Below are 20,386 nucleotides of genomic sequence, written 5' to 3' on the forward strand. Positions count from 1 at the left end.
TTAAGACGTTCAGGCTGATACTATGTTACCAAAAAATCGGGAAAAATACAAAATTTTTGGAAATTTTTATTTTTTCAATAACGTTTTGCCTGCCGGTGCGTCTAAATCATTGGTTTCGGAGAATTTATGGTTTCAAAAGGTAAAAATAGGAAAGCTGAAGGCCAATCGCAGGATGCGGTATCGCTGGTTGACGGCTTTATGGCCGGTGCGGTCGAAACTGGGGCAAGCGATGTGCATTTTGAGCCGACAGAGAATGGTCTGGTCGTGAAATACCGCCTCGACGGCGTTTTAAATACTGTTGAAACGCTTCCGAAGGCGTTTTCCGAAAATATCATTGCCCGCCTGAAAGTGCTTGGCAATCTTTTGACATACCGTAACGATATTCCGCAGGAAGGCAGAATTGAGGTCAATTCGCAGAACAAAAACGTAACCGATGAACGGCTGGCGATTTTTCCGACAATTCACGGCCAAAGAGCGGTTGTTCGGATTTTTTATCAGCATAAAAACCTGACGGAAATCGAGCAGCTTGGTTTTTCAAAAAATATTTTTAATACGCTTACGAAAATTGCGTTTAAAAGTCAGGGATTATTTCTTCTCACCGGCCCGGCCGGCAGCGGCAAGAGCACAACGCTTGCTGCGCTGCTGCGATATATACTGGAGAAGTTTCCCGGCAAAAGCATCGTATCGCTCGAAGACCCGGTCGAAATAAGAGTCGATGGCGTAACGCAGGTTCAGATTACGCCTTATGGCGAAATGACGTTCCCGACCGCGCTGCGTTCGCTTTTGCGGCAAGACCCGCAGGTTTTGATGATTGGCGAAATACGCGATGCCGAGACTGCGAAGATTGCGATTGAAGCTGCGCTGACCGGCCATTTTTTAATGAGTACGATGCACAGTTCAACGCCGGCGGCTGGTTTCCTGCGTCTTTTGGAAATGGGAATCGAGCCTTATCAGATTACATCGAGCGTAACGGCGATATTGAATCAAAGGCTCGTCCGCAGGCTTTGTGATAAATGCAAAAAACAAATCGGTAAAAATTCTTATGAGTCCATCGGCTGCGAAAGCTGTCTTAATACCGGTTATAAAGGCAGGGCACTGATTGCGGAAATCGTCGAGCTTGACAGTCAGTTGCGAAAAGCGATTGCCCAGCGTAACGACCTTGAGCAGCTTGAGGCGATACTCAAAGACAGAGGGCATACGAATATGCTTGCCGACGGCAAAAGACTTGTCGAGCAGGGCGTTACTTCGATGGATGAACTGAACAGAGTTTGCGGAGTAATAGAATAAAAATAGCCGCGAAGAAACTATGAAATTGAATAATGAAGATTGTAGATTGAAGATTTTTATAAATATTCCGCCGCAGGCGTTCCTCTAATCTTCATTCTTCATTCTTCAATCTTAAATTTATTTGTGTCTTAGTGGCAGAAAATAGTTGGAGTGAAAATATGGCTATATATGAATATGATGCTTTAGCGGCGAATGATCGGCTGATGTGCGGCACAATCGAAGCGGCATCACCTGCCGAGGCCGAGCAGCTTTTGAAGGATATGAAGCTGACCGTCAACTCGATTGAGAAGGCGAAACTCAAAGGGCCGAAGACTTCCATCAGCAGGGATGAATTTCTGCTTTTCAATCAGCAGCTTGCTTCGATTACAAAAGCGGGTGTGCCTTTGGAAAGAGGCTTGCGCGAACTGTCGGCGGACATCGGCTCGCGCAAAATGCGAAAATTGGTTGAGGACATCGCAAGCGAACTTGAACGAGGCGAGAGCATTGAAAAAGCGTTCGAGAAAAGGCAAAAATATTTTCCGCCGCTTTACGGCAGGATTTTAAAAGCAGGTGTCGAAACCGGCAGATTGAGCCAAATGCTGACGAATCTGAATCGGCACATTGAAATGTCGAATCAGACGCGAAAAATTATTTTTGAAGCTATTGCGTATCCAGCGGTAATTTTTGCGATGGCATCAGTAATAATAACATTTATGTTTCTGCTCGTTATTCCGCAATTCTCAAATATATTACAAGATATGACCGGCGGGCAGCTTCCAAGCCTGACAAGAGTTGTGCTTAAAATACCGAAATATGTTATTCCTTTCTGGATAGGCGTTGGAATTTTAACGGGGCTGATAATAACATTGAACGTTTTGGTGTCGCCGAATTCTGCAATAAGAAAAATGAAGGAATCGGTATTGTTGAGCATTCCGGTCCTTGGCAGACTATACCACAGCAGTATTATGGCGAAGATGGCTGAATCTATGGCCGCGATGATTGCCGCCGGAACCGATATGTCCAGTTGCCTGCGATTAAGTGCCGAATCTTCGGGAAGCCAGAATCTTATCTTTGAGACAAAATTTTTGGCCGAGCAAATCGAAAAAGGCACAAATATTATGCAGGCGGGGCAGTTCTGCCGAATAATTCCAAAACTGTTTCTTTACTCGATACAATTAGGTTCGCAGCGGAATGAGCTTGAGGACAATCTGCATAGTCTTGGCCAGATGTATGTCGAGCAGGTGCGGTGCAGTCAGGCCAGATTGGAGGCTATTCTGCTGCCGCTGATGCTGATGGTTGTCGGCGGATTAGTTGGAATGATAGTATTAAGTATTTTTTTGCCGATGTGCAGAATTATTACTTCGCTGATGTGAGATAAAAATGTTTTTGATGCTGATTATGTCTGTTCTTATTCTGTATGTTTTCCTCGGTTACAAAACGCCGCGGCTGGCGATTATCACAATGCCAATTGCGGTGTCGTTTTTCTTTATAGTATTCGCAAGTCATGACCTTGGTTTGGAGGCGGTTACATCCTTGTTGATTTTCTTCACAACACTGTTGGCAATAATTGTAAGACCGCATGAAACCGATATTGTTCCATGGCCGAAAAGGGCTGCGAAACTGGCTTTCACAATTGTTTTAACTATGGGAATTACAATCGGCCTTTTTATCTTGTCTTTCCCGATAGGTACGGTTTTTATCGGATTGCTGGGCATTATCTGTGGTTATTTAATAGGTGCGAACTGGACTGGAAAAAATTATACAACTGCTTATGTCATTTCGACAATCGGCGCCAGTATGAGGCAGAATTTACCGCTTCCTATGGCGTTGCAGTCTGCGGCGGAAAACTTAAAATACAAACATTCGATTATCCTGCGGCAAATTTCAAAATGGCTCTTGCAGGGTTATTCGTTGAGCGAATCGATTAAACGGGGCTTCAGGAACTGCCCGGCAAGGATAACCGCGTTAATAGCTGCCGGCGAAAAGACGAATCAGTTGCCGCGAGTTATTGAGACTATTGAAAAGGATTTGCTCGAAAACGCAGAAGACCGCAAAAGTGTAAGACCTGTATATCCGGCTACATATTTTATCGCTGTATTAATATGTATGACGTTTATTGTTGTCGGACTTATGGTGTTTATAATTCCGAAATTCAGCTCCGTAATCAAAGATATGACAGGCGGCAGTCTGCCGAAATCCACGATGCTTCTTATTAAAATCTCGAATTATGTATGTTTCAACTTTGGATGGGCGATAATGTTGGGGATATTATTTATTACAGCAGTTATTTATAGCACGGTGCGGTTCAGACCTCGCAGGACTGAAAGGCCGCGTCTGCTTTCACGGATTGGTGATTTTATAAAATGGCATCTGCCGATGGTACACTGGTTTGAAAATAATTACTCGAATTTGCAGACTGTGGAAGTTTTGAAAATTTCGCTTAACTCCGGAAGCACGCTCAATCAGGCGATAAGAAATACAATCGAGCTTGATGTGAATTGCCGGTACAGGGGAAAATTAAAAAAGTGGTTAAGGCTCGTCGAAGCGGGTGAAAATCCCGCGAAATCTCTAAAACAGGCGGGGCTTTCTGCGTCGCTTGCGATTGCTTTTGACCAAAATTCGGAAAATACGTTAAACGTTCTTGAAATGCTCGAAAATGTCTATCGTACTAATTATAGCTTCAGGGTTAATCTTGCCAGATTCATTCTGCTGCCGTGTGTAACGATACTTCTTGGAGGCGTAGTTGGTTTTGTTAATTATTCGGTTGTTGCGGTTATGGTTGAGATTATTACGGCATGTTCAAATTTTGTATGAAAAAGAAATTTAAAAATAATGGTTCGCTAATGGCCGAAACGATGATTGCCATGGCATTGCTTGGCACGATTATGGTCTGTATGGCGATTGGGCTGAAAACTTTCGGCAATTTTAATAAGTATCTGTTCGCCAAACAAAGATGTATTTCAGCCGCGCAGGCGCAGCTTGACAGTATTTCAGCAACAGGCACGCCGATTAGTGATGAAATAAACAAACGCTTGTGGCCGAAGGTGAAAATCAATATCGAAGAATCGCAAGGCAGTGGCCAATGGCAGGGGTTGAAATTAGTCAAAGTAAAAGCGGTTGAGCAAAGCGGTCAAAAACAGGCTCATATCGAAATGGCGAGATACTTTGCGGAAAAGAAAAACTAAAATGAAAAAAGGCTATTCATTAACGGAGCTTTTGGTGCTGATGGCGATAATGGCGGTTATCGCTCTGCCGATAAGCAGATTGACTAAAGTCGTTATGTGGAATATTCCGCAATCATTGCAATTCGTACAATATAATACGAGCATTCTCAATGCTATGCAGTTTATAAAACATGATATCAATGCCGCGGCTGCGTTGGCCAAAACAGAAGATGGTAAACTTGTGATTGAGCAAAATGGCAAAACGATTAATTACGTTTTTAATGATGGCAAAATAATCCGCAGCAGCGGCGAGGATGAAATGCAATGGGATATGAAGGCCGGGAAAGTTGACTGGGATGTCTGGCAAAAAGACGGGAAAGGCTATGCCGTGGAGATTAGCAAATATGTCGGGGCTGCAAGGTACAATGGCGTTGATAAAAAAATGGAAAATTCGTATGTCTTTTTCGCCGGCGTGCAGGCGGAGGCGGTAAAATGAAAAAAGGTTTTGTTCTGCTTTCGGTTATGTTGATTCTTTTTCTGATGGGGACTGAATTTCTCATTCTCAACAGCACGTCGAATTTTATCGCGATTGAAACCAACAACGCTCTGCTTCAGGCCGACAAACAGAATCTGATTTCAAGCGGTCTGGCTCTTGCGGCGGTCAATAATTTCCCAAAAGGCGACACGATTGAACCTGACACGACAGGTTTGGCATGGAAAGAAGCGAAAATGAGCATAAAAATCGAAGCCGACAGACTGGCTGAAATCAGCGTTTTCTGCAAAAGAGGAACACGAGAACTTACAAGCGTTAAGAAGTATTATATCCCATAAAGTACAATATCAAAAATTAAATATCAAACATCAAAATTTTGGAATCCCTTCGGGATAACTATTTTTACATTTTAATATGTCATTTTAATTTTTAATTTTTGATTTTTGATTTTCACACTTGCCTATTGCTGTAAGTGTTTTGAAAATAAGAGATTATGTGCAAAGTTATGCTTTTTTGTTAATACTCTTGCAATAGTCGAAAAAAACTATATAATACTTAGCTTTATATTAATTAAGGTGACAAAATGAAGAAAGACATACATCCAAAATATCAGGTTGCAAAGGTAAAATGCGGCTGCGGAAACACTTTTGAGACACGCAGTACTGCCAAGGACATTCACGCTGACATTTGCTCAATGTGCCATCCTTTCTATACCGGCAAGCAGAAGTTCCTTGATACAGCCGGCCGAATCGAAAGATTTCAGAAGAAATATGGCCAGAGCTATATGACACCAAAAGACGAAAAGGCACCAAAAAAAGAAAAATAGTTTTTCTTTAGATAACAATTTACGCTGTTGAACTTAATCATACGGATTATGTATCGGCAGCGTATTTTTTTTGTATTTATTTGGCCTGAAAAATGACAGACACAAACACGACAGTAATAAAAAAATTAGACGAGATTAACGACCGGTACTTGCAGCTCGAAGCGCAGCTCAATGACCAGGCGATAGCGTCGGACCATGCGAAACTGATTCCGGTTTCAAAAGAGATGGGCAAGCTCAAATCTGTCGTTACAAGCTATCGAGAATATAAAAAACTTGTCTCTGAAATCGAACAGTCCCAAACGATTATAAACGACCCTGCTGCTGATGAGGAATTCAAGCAGCTTGCGACGGAAGATTTAAAAGGTCTGGAGGAAAAAAGGCAAACGCTTTTTGAACAGATAAAAGATTCGCTTGTTATGTCTGACGACGCTGCGGTTGGCTCAATCATTATGGAAATTCGCGCAGGCACCGGCGGCGATGAGGCGGCTCTGTTTGCGCGTGATTTATACGATATGTATATTCACTACGCCGAGAAGAAGAAATGGAAAGTCGAGCTTATGGACTTCAGCACAAACGAGCTTGGCGGGTTCCGTGAAGTTGTGTTTAATATCAAAGGCTCCGGCGTTTGGACGCATTTCGGTTACGAAGGCGGCGGCCACAGAGTGCAGCGAGTGCCGGAAACTGAAACGCAGGGACGTGTTCACACCTCGGCGGTTACAGTCGCGGCGTTGCCGGAAGCTGAAGAGCTTGACATTCAGTTGAATCCTGCCGATATCAATGAGTTTGTCAGCAGGGCAGGCGGTCCCGGCGGACAGGCCGTTAATAAAATAAACAGTGCCGTGAAACTTGAGCATAAACCAACAGGCATAACAGTAAATATGCGTGAGGACAGAAGTCAGCACAAGAACCGCGCCAAGGCGTATCGTCTGCTGCGAAGCAGGGTGTTCGAGCATTACCGGAGTATTGAAACCGCAAAACGCGAAAAGACAAGAAAAACTATGATTGGCTCCGGCGACCGTTCCGAAAAAATCAGAACCTACAATTATCCGCAGAATCGCGTTACAGACCACCGCATTAATCTTTCGCTGTATAATCTCGATAAAATTATGGCCGGCGACATGGAAGACCTTATCGCCGGATTAGTCGAATACGATAAAAAGCTAAGACTTGAAAGTTTGTAATTTTGCTGCAGAGCCCGGAGCGTTGGAGCCGCAGCGGAAACCCCGCGTTGGGGTAAGCGATGGGTAAGTAGAAGATAATGAGATATGAATTGTCGTCTGGTTTCTAAAATTGTTCAGTCGCATATTTGTTTACAAAATTTAGTTAAATATTATTCATCTCTTTCCAATCCGTCAATCCTCGGCGGTGCTGATTTTGTTTCAGAAAGAAACCGGTACAGTTATTTTTGCGCAGAGCCTGTCGAAATTTTTGAATTTAATAATCACGACGAAAAACCGTTCGAGAATTTGAAAACGGTCTTGAGCAAATACCGACTCGAAAAGGGCATCGACGGCGTTTTTACCGGCGGATGGATTGGCTTTTTCAGTTACGACCTGAACAGATTTGTCGAAGATGTCCCATCGTGTAAAAATGATGACATCGGCCTGCCTTTGATACGATTGTGTTTTTATGATAAGGTAATTTGCTTCGACCATTTGGAGAAGTGCTTCAATCTTTTCGCGATAGAGTTTGATGACGATGGCCAAGAAAAGATAAAAAAACTTGAAAATGTTATAAATTGTAGGGGCGAACCTATGTGTTCGCCTGATGGGCAGACACGCAGGTCTGCCCCTACGGTTTCTAATATGACGCAGGATTATTATCTTGACGCGATTAATAAAACTAAAAAGCATATTTACGACGGCGATGTTTACCAGATAAATTTTTCACAGCGTTTCACAGCGGATTTTAATTCCGAAGCTTCTAAACTTTTCCTCTGGCAGAACAAATTTAATCCCAGCCCATATTCGGCGTACATTGGTGCGGACGATTACAAAATCGTCAGCGCATCGCCTGAATTATTTATAAACATTATGTGTCATTCCCGCGAAAGCGGGAATCCAGACTTTATTATTACAACCTGTCCGATTAAAGGCACAAGACCGAGAACCGGCGATGAGGAAGCTGATAAAAAGAATCATAGCGAGCTTGTCGATAACGAAAAAGAAAAAGCCGAGTTGGATATGATAATCGACCTTGAGCGAAATGACATGGGCAGAATTTGCGAGCCCGGAACGATCAAAGTTGATAAAAGAAGAGACATCGAAAAATTCTCAACTGTTTTCCACGCTGTTTCGACAATCAGCGGAAAACTGAAAAAGGGGATGGATTTTACGGATTGCCTTTTGGCGATGTTTCCCGGCGGCTCGATAACCGGTGCGCCGAAAGTCAGCGCGATGAAGATAATAAACGCCCTCGAACCGACCGCCAGAGGCCTTTATACCGGCTCGATTGGCTGGATTGATTTGGCCGGCAATGCGTGCTTGAATATCGTGATAAGAACCATTATTATAAAGGATAGTAAGGCGTACGTTCAAACCGGCGGCGGAATCGTAGCCGACTCCGACCCGCAGGCCGAATGGAACGAAACACTTGTAAAAGCAAAAGCCCTGCTTGCCGGAATAAACGCGGTTTGTAAGCCGCAGAGAAAGGAATAATTATTTTTAGCCACAGAGTTCACAGAGAGCACAGAGAAAAAAATGGATGAATTAGAGAATAACATAACAAAACCAAAACTTTGCAGGCTTGCGATTTTGTCGCCACTATTAGTTCTTATTAGCTTTTGGCCGGGAGTTCTTGCAATGGTTCTCCCAGATTTCCCAGAGCACCAATTTGTATCTCCTGTTATCTTTGTTTTAAGTTTTATAGGTTTTATTTTGTCGAGTATTCTCACTGGCATAATAGCTCTCCATAAAATACACAAAAGTCGTAAACAACTAAGAGGTGATTTCATGGCTCTATTGGGAATTGTAGTAGCCGTGTTCCTTCTTTTTTTGGGTTTTTGTATGTCATAAGGATTTAAAAATGACTTCAAAAGTATATTTAAATACAGAAATAACCGATTCATCGGAAGCGAAAGTCAGTTGCGGGGATGGCGGGTTTTTATATGGTGCCGGATTGTTTGAAACAATGCGTGCATCGAATGGCGTTGTCTTTGCCCTTGATGGGCATCTCGACAGGCTTTTCGCAAGTGCGGAGAAATTGAAGATAAATCTTCGCGGCGATAAAAAATTCATCGCTGACGCGGTCTATGAAACGCTGAACGCCAACGCATTGAAAGAAGCTCGAATCCGTGTAACCGCCACAAGCGGAGCTATGGGAACGGAAACCCCAGAGCCGACGCTTTATGTAACAGCTTCTGAATTTGCCGCATATCCGAAAGAGTATTACGAAAAGGGAATTCTTGTTATACTAAATTCATATCGTCAGAATCCTGCGGATGTTTTGAGCGGCCACAAAACGACGAGTTATTTCGCAAGAATTTCGGCACTCGCTGCGGCAGTTCAGAAACGTGCGACAGAGGCGATTTGGTTTACAGTTGACCACAGGCTCGCCGAAGGTTGCATAAGCAATGTGTTTCTGGTGAAAAATTCCATGCTTTATACGCCGCCGCTCACAACAGGAGTTTTGCCCGGCATTGCAAGAAAGACGGTTTTGACTCTTGCCGCCGAAAATGCGATTAAATTCGAGGAAAAAGATTTATCTATCGATGAGCTGCTCGGTGCCGATGAGGTTTTCATAACGAATGTTATAATGCAGGTGCTGCCAGTTACAGCAATCGAAGCGCACAGCGTTGGCAACGCAAAGCCGGGAGCAATTACGAAAAAAATAATGGCTCTTTATACAGAAAATTTTAACAAAGAGGTGCAGAATGTTAAAGGTTAAGGATTGCATTAAGCATATCGAAGAAATCGCACCGCCGAAACTCGCGCAAAGCTGGGACAATACAGGTCTGCTCATCGGCGATGCCAACGCGGCGGTTAAAAAGATTCTGCTGACAATCGATATTACGCAGGACGTTGTAAAAGAAGCGAAAAAATCAAACTGCAATTTCATTATCAGTTATCATCCCGTTATCTGGGACGGCCTGAAAACCGTCGAAAAAGATTCGGTTGTTTATGAACTGATAAAAAACGATATTGCTGTTTATTCAATTCACACCGCCCTTGATGTTGTTGACGGCGGAGTGAACGACGGGCTTGCGGATATGGTCGGAATAAAAAACGCTAAACCGGTCGGCGATTTTATCGAGTGCAAGCAGGGAAATTTCAAACTTATAGTTTTCGTTCCGATGAAATCATTGCAGAAAGTCGCTGATGCGTGTTTCCGAGCCGGTGCCGGCTGGATTGGCAATTACAGTCATTGCAGTTTCAATTCGGCAGGGCTGGGTACGTTTTTTCCGCTCGAAGGCGCGAACCCGACTATCGGCAAACGCGGAAAATTTGAAAACGTCGAGGAAATAAAATTTGAAACGATTGTGCCCGCTGAAAAAATTGAAAATGTCGTCAAAGCGATGAAAGCTGCGCATCCTTATGAAGTACCCGCGTTCGATGTCGTTAAATTATATGGCACGGAAGACAAAATCGGACTCGGCAGAATCGGTCTGCTCGAAAAACCTGCGCAGTTGAGTGTGATACTCAAAAAAATAAAGAAAATCACAGGTGCCAAAGCGGCAGGGATTGTCGGCCCGAAGAGAAGGCTCGTTAAAAAGGCCGCCGTTTGTGCAGGTTCGTGCGGAAAATTGATTATGAATGTCATCGCCGAGAAGTGCGATTTGTACCTGACCGGCGAAATCAAGCATCATCAGGCGATTGCCGCCCAGGAGGCAGGCGTAACGGTAGTTTGCTTGAGCCATACGGTGTCGGAAAGATTTATCCTTAAAAAAGTTGCAAAAGAACTACAAAAAGGTTTAAAATCTGCTAAAATTGTAATAAGTAAAAACGACAAAGACCCATTTGAATGGATTAGTATATGACAGAAGAACTCGAACAGCAGGATGCAGAATTGACAGACAATGTTTCTGGAGATGAAGTTACGGATGTCCCGGCGGACGCTCCAATAGATACTCCGCAGGAAAATTCAGCAGATGCTGATACGACAGATGCAGCACCGACTGAATGGCCGCAGGATATAACTGTCGAATCGGTGATTGAAGCGATTCTTTTCGCGACAGATGAGCCGCTTTCGATTGACAGGCTTGTGAATATTGCGCAGTTCAACGGCGGCGCAAAACAGATACGAAAGTGCATCGAGACGCTCAACCAGCAGTACGTCGAAACTAAAAGGTCTTTCCGCATAGAGGAAATCGCCGGCGGCTTCCAGATGATGACACTGCCGGAGTATAATAATTGGCTCAAGAATATGCTCAAGCAGCGAAGCGATAATAAATTGAGTCCGGCCGCTCTCGAAACGCTTGCGATTATCTCGTACAAGCAGCCGATTATTCGCGCCGACATCGAAGCGATTCGTGGCGTTGCCTGTGGTGAAATCGTCAGAACTCTTATGTATAAAGGTCTGGTAAAAATCGTTGGCAAAGCTGAAATCCTCGGCAGGCCGATGCTTTACGGCACAACCAAGAAATTCCTTCAGGTTTTCGGATTGAGCGACATCAAAGACCTGCCAAAAGCCGAAGACTTAAAGCAGCCGCAGCAATAGTTTGTCTATTTTGGCTATTTTGTCCATCTTGTTGCTTTTCGCCTTATTTTTGGTATAATTTAGTATATGGCGGCAGAAGGAATATATTTTAAGAGATATTGTCTGATAATATCGCTGTTTTTCGCGGTATTTTTGGGTAATTTCAATGCTTTTGGGCAAATCTCATTAGGCCAAAACGGCTCAAATGTTGAGGCACTTCATTCACTTGGGATTACGGGTTCCGGCGTAAATGTCGGAATGCTGTCAAGCCGAAACGTCAGGGACGACCATCAGGCGTTTTATAAATCTCCAACAAACCATAACTCTCGTGTGACTAATCGTGATTATTCCGGCAGCGGCGTTAATTATTTAGGCGGTACATATCCCGGCCACGATACATGGGTCGCCGGTATTGTCGCAAGCAGAGGCTGGACAGGTTACACAACCGCAACAGGAACTGCGCCGGACTGTAATCTTTATTCGGCAAGAGTTGTAACGGAAGCCGGCGAGACCTACACAACAGATTTAATCGAAGCTTTTGAAGCGTTTATTGATACTTATAATTGCAGAGTTTTTGTTTTGCCGTTGCAATATTCCGGCGATACGGACGGTTCGAGTAATTTATCAAAAATGGTTGATTACTATGCTTTTCAGTACAACGTTGTTCTCGCACTGGCAAGCGGAAACGAATATATATACCCGACGATTTTCGGCGATGCGTATAACGGTATTACCACCGGCGCGTTGATTGATGAAACATCTGGCTATTATGACAAAGTCGGAACGTTATCAAATCCCGGTCCTACGACTGACGGCAGAAACAAGCCCGACATAAGCGCACCGGGCAGCAGTCAGGTTACGCCTCACATCACAAGTACAACCGCAGCTTACACAACCGTCAAAGACGGCGCGACGAGTTTCTCGTGTCCGCAAACCGCAGGCATAGCCGCGTTGCTGCTGCAATACACCAATTCTACTCCTGACCCATGCGATAACAGAAATACCGTAATCAAAGCTGTGATTGTAAATTCGACTTTCCCGAATATTAAAACCAAATATGGTATTGCCACTAATCCTGCCGTAAATGTATGGGATCCAAATAGAGGTTACGGCAGAATTGATGCGCTGGCCGCTTACGAAACATTATCAGCCGGCAGAATAAGCAAAGGTGTTCCAGTTTCAAATCAGAAGCAGTCAGGCTGGGCTTATGATTCAATGACAGGCAGACAGACGGATACGTATTTAATTTCGGCCGAGAAGAATGAACGATTAGTTCTGACAGTTACGTGGAACAGGAAGATTAACAAAAAAACATTTCCGTCTGTTTCTTTTGAAGAGGATACTCCCAGATTCAACATCGATTTGATTATTAAGAATCCTTCCGATGTAAATGTGTATGCCGATACCGACACGCTGAACAATTTGATCAAGGTTGATTTGCCGCTCGATTCGACAGGGCAGTACAAAGTTATTCTCACCAATACAACAAGCAAATCTCGCTCGTACGCGTTGGCGTTTGAACGGCTGGAAACTCTGGCCGGCGATTTGAATTCAGATTTTGTTGTGAACTACAAGGATTTAAAGCAGTTGGCAACAGATTGGCTCGGCGTTGGTCTTGCTTCTGATATAGCTGCCGACCCCAACGTAAACTTTTTGGACTATAACGCCTTTTCAGCAGATTGGCAAAGTATCGACAGTCGATATTATACGCCGTAGAGTACGAATATTCGAAGTTTTGAGTTGTTGATATCGGTAGCGGTAACGTCTTGGTGTAGGTTTGGCCAAATGGTTGTCGTGCTGAAAACATCAACCGACAACAACGTCTGCCGCGACTTTACCGATACCTATACCAACAACGGCCAAACTTTGTGTCGTCATCCTGCCGTTTCGTATTCGTTAGTCTGTGAGTAAGATTTCTATTTCACTTTTCCAAATTTGTGGTAGTCTATCACGCCATTATTATCTTAAGGTTTGTACTACTATAACCTTCTTGTTTTTTGTGCTTGATTTTCAAATTTTGTTATAGTTTTTGGTTTCGGTATCGGTAAGGTTTTGTTGTCGTTATTTGGTGTTCGTGTTATGGTAACGAAACACCAAACCCGCAGCCGAGAACACAACGTTACCGTTACCGATACCCATAACAGAAATTTACTTTTGGTAGCGGCTATGCCGCATTATGGATTTTTATGTGGCTTTATCTTGGCGTGTTTTCCGCTCTGTTTTTGGGCTTTTACGATATAAGTAAAAAACATTCGTTACGGCAAAACGCCGTTTTGCCGGTGTTGCTCTATTCGTGTCTTACTGCTGCGGTTATCTTTCTTCCTTTTATTATATTGTCCTATACCCATCCCAACCTTATGTCGGGCAGCGGTTTGTATGTCCCGCCTATAACGACGTTCAGCGGCCATTGGCACTTGTTTTTAAAATCGCTGATTGTTTATATTGCATGGATTTTGAGCTACACAGCTCTTAAGCATTTGCCAATTTCCATCGCTACGCCAATCGGCGCATCGGCTCCGCTGTGGACGCTTTTGGGTGCGGTTCTGATTTTCCACGAGCATCCCAACGCGATGCAGTATGCCGGTCTTGCGATAATGATTGGCTCGTATTATTTGTATTCCATCATCGGCAGTAAAGAGGGAATTAAATTCACCAGCGACAAATGGGTTGCGTTTATTTTTGCCGCGACACTGGTCGGCACATTGAGCGGCCTGTACGATAAGCACCTGATACAAACGCTTAAATATCATCCGCTGACCGTGCAGGCGTGGTTCTTTGTTTACCTCGTTGTTTTGTTCGCGCCGACAGTGTGGCTTTCAAGATTTTACGGCCAGAAGATTCCATTTATCTGGCGTTGGAGCATACCATTAATAGGTATATTTTTGATAGTCGCCGACTTTGCGTATTTCAGAGCTTTGACATATCAGGGTTCGTTAATAGCGATGTTAGCGACGCTTCGGTGCAGTTGCGTTGTGATTTCGTTCCTCGGCGGCATTCTGCTGTTTAAAGAGCTTCGGCCTGCGTACAAAGCAGTAGCGCTGACCGGTGTTATCGCCGGCGTGTTCATGATTTTGACTGCGTAACAGAGTCCGTTTAGCTCCTTCCGTTCATCAGAGCCCGGAGCGTTAGCGATGGGTAGTTTTTAGTCATAGTCGTTTTTATAAATCAATTTATCTCTGAATTTCATCACTCTTCAGAAACAAATCAAACCTCAAATCCTCATGAATATATAAAATGTTCACGCGGCATTCCAAAAATTCAAAATTTTCGACCCTATACCCTACTTTACGCTCCACGCTGAACGCTGTTGTTTTTTACGTTTTTCTGTGAATTTCTGTCGATTCTACGTTGATTTACTGCGATTCACTGTGTTTTATGGTGATTTAGTTACGCAAAATGGCTGATTTTCGAAGTTTTGCCTCTCAAAATCCGCGTTTTTCACCGCTTTTGAACGGTTTTAGGGGTGTTTTTAAGCATTTTTGACTAAAAAACACTGAAAAAACGCTCTTTGATGCGAGTATTTCGCGCAGAAAATTCACAAATTGCGCAGGTTTTCGTAAAACTGCGCATGGTAATTCCTGCGCAGGTTTGTAAAAATTTTACTGATTCTCGCAATTTTTCGTATGCGTCGGAACGAAGCGTGAAAAGAAAAAACGGGAGGAGGCAGATTTTTAAAAACTTGCGACAATTTTGTAATATAAAAGACGTGAATTACAATTTTGTAATTTACAACGGGGTTTTTACACTGAAAACGCATTTCTATTTGGCACATCAATTGCGCTATAAGTTAATTTCGAAAGGGTTTATAAAGCAATGATTAAAGGTTTTTTAATTGATATGGACGGCGTAATCTACCGCGGTGAGCAGCTCATTGACGGTGCGGATTTATTCATCAAACAACTTGTCGAACGGGAATATCCGTTTATGTTCCTTACTAATAATAGTCAGCGGACACGGCGCGATGTCGCGACGAATCTTGACCCGAATTGTCCTGTGCCTAATGGCTCGTTGCGGCCGGGCTGCGGAGCGATTGTCGCAATGCTGGAGACGGCGACAGGGCGGAAGCTTTTAGTGTTGGCAAGCCGAGTCCTATAATGATGCGTGCGGCGAGAAAAGAACTGGGAATTGACGCTGCAGCGACGACGATGATTGGCGATACTATGGAAACGGATATTCTCGGCGGCCTGAATATGGGGTATCGAACGGTTCTTGTGCTGTCGGGCGGAACGAAGCTTAGTGATTTAAGCAACTATGCTTACCGGCCGGATGTCATAATTGACTCGGTAAAAGACTTAATAGAGAAAGATAGTCCGTTAGTGTTTGAGGCGTTAAAATAAAAAATTTCAAAAATTTTCAAAAAATTATTTTTAATTATTTGCAATTTCTCCGGTCTTCCTTATACTGCTTAATTCGCTTTTGGCGAAAAATGAGTCAGGGAGTCCCTTTACATTTTTTTATGTAAGTGGGGGTGCCCTGTGTTTCAGTATTGAAAACACGATTTAAACCACGAAGGGCACAAGAAAAAAGTGTCTTTTGAGGTATAAAAATAATTGCTGCTGTAGCTCAGTCGGTAGAGCGCGTCCTTGGTAAGGACGAGGTCACGGGTTCAAATCCCATCAGCAGCTAAGTTAACATTGTGACAGCTTAAAATCGGCAGTCGTGAAAAGTGTAAAGCCGATGAGGCTTTTAAGGTTATAGAAATAGTAATAAATGTAAATTAATTAGCTCAATACTTAACGTTGGAGGTTAGTACAAAATGGCTAAAGCAGTATTTGAAAGAAAGAAACCACACGTAAATGTTGGTACAATCGGACACGTTGACCACGGCAAGACGACTCTTACCGCGGCAATGACAAAAGTAATGGAATTAAGTGGCTTTAGTAAGTTCAAATCTTACGATGATATCGCGAAAGCCTCGGAATCACAGGGTAGAAGAGACCCAACAAAGATTCTGACAATCTCCACTGCTCACGTTGAATACGAATCAGCAACAAGGCACTATGCCCACGTTGACTGTCCGGGACACGCTGACTATGTAAAGAACATGATTACTGGAGCCGCCCAGATGGACGGAGCTATTCTTGTAGTCAGTGCTTACGATGGTCCAATGCCGCAGACAAGAGAGCACATCCTTCTTGCCCGCCAGGTAAACGTACCGAAAATCGTAGTGTTCCTTAATAAGGTCGACCTTGTCGATGATCCGGAACTTCTGGAACTTGTTGAAATGGAAGTCAGAGACTTGCTCAACAAATACGACTTCCCAGGCGATGATACACCGATTATCAGAGGCTCTGCCAATACAGCTATGGCTGCTACAAAGATAGATGATCCTGCTTGTGCACCAATCGTTGCACTGGTCAAGGCTATGGACGAATACATTCCGATTCCACAGCGCGAAGTCGATAAGCCATTCCTTATGCCTATCGAAGACGTGTTCAGTATTAAAGGCCGTGGTACAGTAGGTACAGGCCGTATCGAACGCGGTATTGTAAAGGTCGGCGAAGAAATCGCGATTATCGGCTTGAACAAAGAAACCAGAAAAACAGTTGTTACCGGTGTTGAAATGTTCAATAAGACTCTTGATCAGGGTCAGGCCGGCGACAATGTCGGCTTGCTGATGAGAGGTGTTGAGAAAAATGAACTCGAACGCGGTATGGTTGTTGCCGCTCCTGGTTCTATCACTCCTCACACACACTTCGATGCAGAAGTTTACGTTCTGACGAAAGACGAAGGTGGAAGACACTCACCGTTCTTCGCAGGATATAAACCACAGTTCTATTTCAGAACAACTGACGTTACCGGCGCGGTAAAGGCAATCAAGAGCCGTGAAGGTAAACCAGCAGAAATGTGTATGCCGGGCGACAACATCGCAATGGAAGTAGAGATTATTTCACCAATCGCTATGGAAGAAGGCCTAAGGTTTGCTATCCGTGAAGGCGGCAGAACAGTAGGCGCCGGTGTTGTTGTTAAAGTTATTAAATAAACTTAAAATCAAAATTGCAAATCAGAATGCGGATTCGGCCTTAACCGGCCGAGTCCCTTTTTGATAAGAAATTTCGATTGAAACTAAATTAAAGAGTAAATATGGCAAAAGCAAAAAAAAGAGAATATGCCTGGCTCGAGTGTAAGGAATGCGGACAGCGAAATTACAGGACGCAGATTAATGTCTCCCAAGGTACTCCGAAACTCGAATTGAATAAGTTCTGCAAAAAAGAGCGGAAACGAACTGTTCACAAGTTAAGAAGAAAGTAATACACGGTATTTTCGTTATCGCGGCGTGTGCAAGTCCGATTTTCTGACCGGCAGGCTAACCCGCGAATGAAGCACCGGGTATTGAAAAATGGTAATTGGCCGCTGAACCTTTGAAAAGAGGTGAGGCATTCAATGAAGAATACCGGCATTGTTTGCCGGAATGATAGGCCAGTAGCTCAATTGGCAGAGTGGCGGTCTCCAAAACCGCAGGTTAGAGGTTCGATTCCTCTCTGGCCTGCTTATCGAAGACGCTGAAGGCGAACTTGAAATTGAATTTAAATTTGGGATTTCGAGGTTTTTGATGTTAGAGAAATATAAATGGGGTCAGGGTAAGGATACCCGACTGTACAGCGCGGTAGCGGTAGCGATAATAGCGGTCATCGGCTGCTGGAGGCTTCATGAAAAGCTGAAAGCAACAATGGACACTACGCAAACGCTCGGACTTTCGTTAAGCATTTGTGTTCCGCTGGGACTGATGGCTGCTATAGCGGGCTTTCTGTATTGGCTGTCAAATCGCCCAACTGTCGCTGATTTTCTAATCTCCGCGGAAGGCGAATTGAAAAAAGTGAGCTTCAGCTCAAAACGCGAAATAGCAGTATCGACAACCATCGTCATTGTAGTAGTTTTGCTGATGGCTGGAATGCTCGGTGTTGCTGATTTTGTTTTTGATATGTTCTTCACAAACGTACTGGGTATTTAATTTAAAAATAAAAATTAAATATCAAAAATGCGGATTTGGCCTGAAAGCCAATACTAATTTAACTGAAGATAATAAACTTAAGGTATTTATGCGTTGGTATGTATTACGAGTAGCCTCCAACCGGGAGGAACAAGTTAGAGAAACGCTTGTGCGCAAAGTTACGCTCGAAAACCTTCAAAGCGATATCGGCAGAATTGTAGTGCCGGTCGAACAGGTGAAACGTATTCGCGGCGGTAAACAGAAAGTACAAAAACGCAAACTTTATCCCGGCTACGTTTTTATGGAAATCGAACCTGACGCCAACCGCAAAATAAGCGAAAAGGCGTGGTTCCTTATTAAAGAAACTATGGGCGTAGGCGATTTCGTCGGCACCGAAGGGCTGCCGGTACCTATGAGCGATACCGATGTGGCTAAAATGCTTAGCGAAGTTGAAAAAGTAAGCGAACAAACCGCTGCTAATATCAAAGTCGATTTCGCAAAGGGCGATGTTGTTAAAATTCGCGAAGGCGCATTCGAGAACTTCGAAGGTGCGGTCGATTCAATAGATACCGAACGCGGCGTTGTACGAGTAATCGTAACAATCTTCGGCAGAAGCACGCCGTTAGATATCGAATATTGGCAGATAGAAAAAGTGTAACGAAAATCAAAAATGTAGATTCCCGCTTCCGCGGGAATGACACTCGTCGCCGTATCGGCGACGGTTAAACGAATGATTTAAAAAGGTTAATAGCAGATGGCAAAACAAATAACAGGTAAGATAAAATTGCAGGCACCAGGCGGCTCGGCAACACCTGCACCGCCAATCGGGCCGGCATTAGGTCAGCACGGCGTAAATATCGGACAGTTCGTTCAGCAGTTCAACGCACGAACCAAAGAACTCAACGGAATGATTGTTCCTGTTGAAATTACGGTGTTTGCAGACAGGACGTTCGAATTTATCGTTAAAAGTCCGCCGGCAGCGGTATTGCTCAAAGACGCGGCACAGTGCGCAAAGGGCAGCGGCGTTCCTAACAAGGAAAAAGTCGGAAAAGTTACAAAAGACCAGGTCAAAAAGATTGCCGAACGCAAACTGCAAGACCTGAACGCTTTCGATATTGACCACGCCTGCAGAATCATTGAAGGCACTGCACGAAGCATGGGAATCGAAATAGAAAAGTAAATCAAAAATAAAAATGTAAAAATCAAAATTTTGGAATCCCGCTTTGCGGGATGACTTCCTTAATTTTAATTTTTGATATTTGAAATTTAATATGAAATAATAGCTTACCACGGCAGGCATGCCAACGCAGGTGTGCGAAAGTGGGAGCGAAAAGTGAAACCTTTTTGCGGAGTATAAAAATGAAAGTAAGACGAAGTAAACGCTATAAAGCAGCGGCTAAGGAATGGTCGCAGACACCAATGAAACTGGAGGATGCGGTTAAAAAACTCAAAACTTTTAACCCGACCAAGTTCGACCAGAGCATCGATTGTGTAGTTCAACTTGGCATTGATCCCAAAATGGCAGACCAGCTTATCAGAGGTGCGATATCTCTGCCGCACGGTATCGGCAAAAGCAAAAAAGTAATCGCATTCTGCGAAGATTCGGATATCGAACCAGCTAAAGCAGCAGGCGCTATCGAGGCAGGCAATGACGACCTTATTAAGAAGGTCAACGACGGCTGGATGGATTTCGATGTTGCAATAGCGTCACCAAAAGTGATGGGCAAAGCCGGCAGACTCGGTAAAGTTCTCGGCCCGCAGGGTAAAATGCCTTCGCCTAAGAACGGTACCGTAACAGCAGATATTATTACCGCAATCAGAGAGTTCGCGGCCGGTAAAACAGACTTTAAAAACGATACCGGCGGAAACGTGCATACTGTTGTTGGTAAATTAAGCTTTGATGAAAATAAACTTGTCGAAAATATACGGGCGTTTTTAAGCACTATACGAAAGATGAGACCACAATCGGCTAAAGGCACTTATATGAAAAAAATAGCCGTCAGCGCGACAATGAGTCCATCTGTAACGATAGATGTGTCCGAATTTAACCTATAATATAAAATTTACAGTGT

At 43.7% G+C, this 20,386-nt stretch carries 23 protein-coding genes and 2 tRNA genes; all 25 read left to right on the forward strand.

Annotated features, from left to right (window positions below; genetic code table 11):
• The first annotated feature begins 126 nt into the window (after positions 1–126).
• The 25 genes from LLF92_03010 to rplA all read left to right on the forward strand — a co-directional run bounded on the left by LLF92_03010 (position 127) and on the right by rplA (position 20,369).
• Positions 127–1,287, forward strand: coding sequence for a GspE/PulE family protein (locus tag LLF92_03010; GenBank protein ID MCE5340082.1), 1,161 nt, complete (start codon positions 127–129; stop codon positions 1,285–1,287).
• 158 nt (positions 1,288–1,445) lie between these two features.
• Entirely contained in the window at positions 1,446–2,639 is a 1,194-nt protein-coding gene (locus tag LLF92_03015) for a type II secretion system F family protein (GenBank protein ID MCE5340083.1), read from the forward strand.
• A 7-nt stretch (positions 2,640–2,646) separates the two neighbouring features.
• Positions 2,647–4,080 (forward strand): type II secretion system F family protein, encoded by a 1,434-nt coding sequence (locus LLF92_03020; protein ID MCE5340084.1) that lies wholly within the window; start codon positions 2,647–2,649, stop codon positions 4,078–4,080.
• Positions 4,077–4,451, forward strand: coding sequence for a hypothetical protein (locus LLF92_03025; GenBank protein MCE5340085.1), 375 nt, complete (start codon positions 4,077–4,079; stop codon positions 4,449–4,451). Before LLF92_03020 ends, LLF92_03025 begins: the two co-directional genes overlap by 4 nt.
• 1 nt (position 4,452) lies before the next feature.
• On the forward strand, positions 4,453–4,926 hold the full coding sequence (locus LLF92_03030) for a hypothetical protein (protein ID MCE5340086.1): 474 nt from the start codon (positions 4,453–4,455) through the stop codon (positions 4,924–4,926).
• Positions 4,923–5,261, forward strand: a complete 339-nt coding sequence (locus LLF92_03035) for a hypothetical protein (GenBank protein MCE5340087.1) — start codon at positions 4,923–4,925, stop codon at positions 5,259–5,261. Before LLF92_03030 ends, LLF92_03035 begins: the two co-directional genes overlap by 4 nt.
• A 245-nt stretch (positions 5,262–5,506) precedes the next feature.
• Positions 5,507–5,749, forward strand: a complete 243-nt coding sequence (gene rpmE / locus LLF92_03040; GenBank protein ID MCE5340088.1) for a 50S ribosomal protein L31 — start codon at positions 5,507–5,509, stop codon at positions 5,747–5,749.
• Positions 5,750–5,841: 92 nt separating this feature from the next.
• On the forward strand, positions 5,842–6,930 hold the full coding sequence (gene prfA, locus LLF92_03045; GenBank protein ID MCE5340089.1) for a peptide chain release factor 1: 1,089 nt from the start codon (positions 5,842–5,844) through the stop codon (positions 6,928–6,930).
• Between the two features lie 84 nt (positions 6,931–7,014).
• Positions 7,015–8,406, forward strand: a complete 1,392-nt coding sequence (locus LLF92_03050) for an anthranilate synthase component I family protein (GenBank protein ID MCE5340090.1) — start codon at positions 7,015–7,017, stop codon at positions 8,404–8,406.
• Positions 8,407–8,448: 42 nt separating this feature from the next.
• Positions 8,449–8,763 (forward strand): hypothetical protein, encoded by a 315-nt coding sequence (locus tag LLF92_03055; GenBank protein MCE5340091.1) that lies wholly within the window; start codon positions 8,449–8,451, stop codon positions 8,761–8,763.
• A gap of 10 nt (positions 8,764–8,773) precedes the next feature.
• A complete protein-coding gene (locus LLF92_03060; GenBank protein ID MCE5340092.1) occupies positions 8,774–9,634 on the forward strand; it encodes an aminotransferase class IV in 861 nt (286 codons plus the stop codon).
• Positions 9,621–10,724, forward strand: coding sequence for a Nif3-like dinuclear metal center hexameric protein (locus LLF92_03065; GenBank protein MCE5340093.1), 1,104 nt, complete (start codon positions 9,621–9,623; stop codon positions 10,722–10,724). Before LLF92_03060 ends, LLF92_03065 begins: the two co-directional genes overlap by 14 nt.
• Complete coding sequence (gene scpB, locus LLF92_03070) at positions 10,721–11,404, forward strand: SMC-Scp complex subunit ScpB (GenBank protein MCE5340094.1); 684 nt, start codon at positions 10,721–10,723, stop codon at positions 11,402–11,404. Before LLF92_03065 ends, scpB begins: the two co-directional genes overlap by 4 nt.
• 66 nt (positions 11,405–11,470) lie before the next feature.
• The gene (locus LLF92_03075) at positions 11,471–13,099 is read left to right on the forward strand and encodes a S8 family serine peptidase (GenBank protein MCE5340095.1); all 1,629 of its coding nucleotides are present in this window, start codon (positions 11,471–11,473) and stop codon (positions 13,097–13,099) included.
• Positions 13,100–13,569: 470 nt separating this feature from the next.
• Positions 13,570–14,466, forward strand: a complete 897-nt coding sequence (locus tag LLF92_03080) for a DMT family transporter (protein MCE5340096.1) — start codon at positions 13,570–13,572, stop codon at positions 14,464–14,466.
• A 730-nt stretch (positions 14,467–15,196) separates the two neighbouring features.
• The gene (locus LLF92_03085) at positions 15,197–15,478 is read left to right on the forward strand and encodes a hypothetical protein (protein MCE5340097.1); all 282 of its coding nucleotides are present in this window, start codon (positions 15,197–15,199) and stop codon (positions 15,476–15,478) included.
• Positions 15,403–15,720, forward strand: coding sequence for an HAD hydrolase-like protein (locus tag LLF92_03090; GenBank protein ID MCE5340098.1), 318 nt, complete (start codon positions 15,403–15,405; stop codon positions 15,718–15,720). The genes LLF92_03085 and LLF92_03090 overlap by 76 nt, the downstream gene beginning before the upstream one ends.
• Before the next feature lie 215 nt (positions 15,721–15,935).
• Positions 15,936–16,008, forward strand: a tRNA-Thr gene (locus LLF92_03095).
• A gap of 131 nt (positions 16,009–16,139) precedes the next feature.
• A complete protein-coding gene (gene tuf / locus LLF92_03100) occupies positions 16,140–17,366 on the forward strand; it encodes an elongation factor Tu (protein MCE5340099.1) in 1,227 nt (408 codons plus the stop codon).
• A gap of 101 nt (positions 17,367–17,467) precedes the next feature.
• On the forward strand, positions 17,468–17,635 hold the full coding sequence (gene rpmG / locus LLF92_03105) for a 50S ribosomal protein L33 (GenBank protein MCE5340100.1): 168 nt from the start codon (positions 17,468–17,470) through the stop codon (positions 17,633–17,635).
• 165 nt (positions 17,636–17,800) lie between these two features.
• Positions 17,801–17,873 (forward strand) — tRNA-Trp (locus LLF92_03110).
• Positions 17,874–17,936: 63 nt separating this feature from the next.
• Positions 17,937–18,335 (forward strand): preprotein translocase subunit SecE, encoded by a 399-nt coding sequence (gene secE / locus LLF92_03115; GenBank protein MCE5340101.1) that lies wholly within the window; start codon positions 17,937–17,939, stop codon positions 18,333–18,335.
• Between the two features lie 88 nt (positions 18,336–18,423).
• Positions 18,424–18,972 (forward strand): transcription termination/antitermination protein NusG, encoded by a 549-nt coding sequence (gene nusG, locus LLF92_03120; protein MCE5340102.1) that lies wholly within the window; start codon positions 18,424–18,426, stop codon positions 18,970–18,972.
• Positions 18,973–19,068: 96 nt separating this feature from the next.
• Positions 19,069–19,494, forward strand: coding sequence for a 50S ribosomal protein L11 (gene rplK, locus LLF92_03125; protein MCE5340103.1), 426 nt, complete (start codon positions 19,069–19,071; stop codon positions 19,492–19,494).
• A 179-nt stretch (positions 19,495–19,673) separates the two neighbouring features.
• Entirely contained in the window at positions 19,674–20,369 is a 696-nt protein-coding gene (rplA, locus tag LLF92_03130) for a 50S ribosomal protein L1 (protein MCE5340104.1), read from the forward strand.
• The last annotated feature ends 17 nt before the right edge of the window (positions 20,370–20,386 follow it).

It is taken from the genome of Planctomycetaceae bacterium (genome assembly GCA_021371795.1).
Classification (GTDB): Bacteria; Planctomycetota; Phycisphaerae; order Sedimentisphaerales; family UBA12454; genus UBA12454.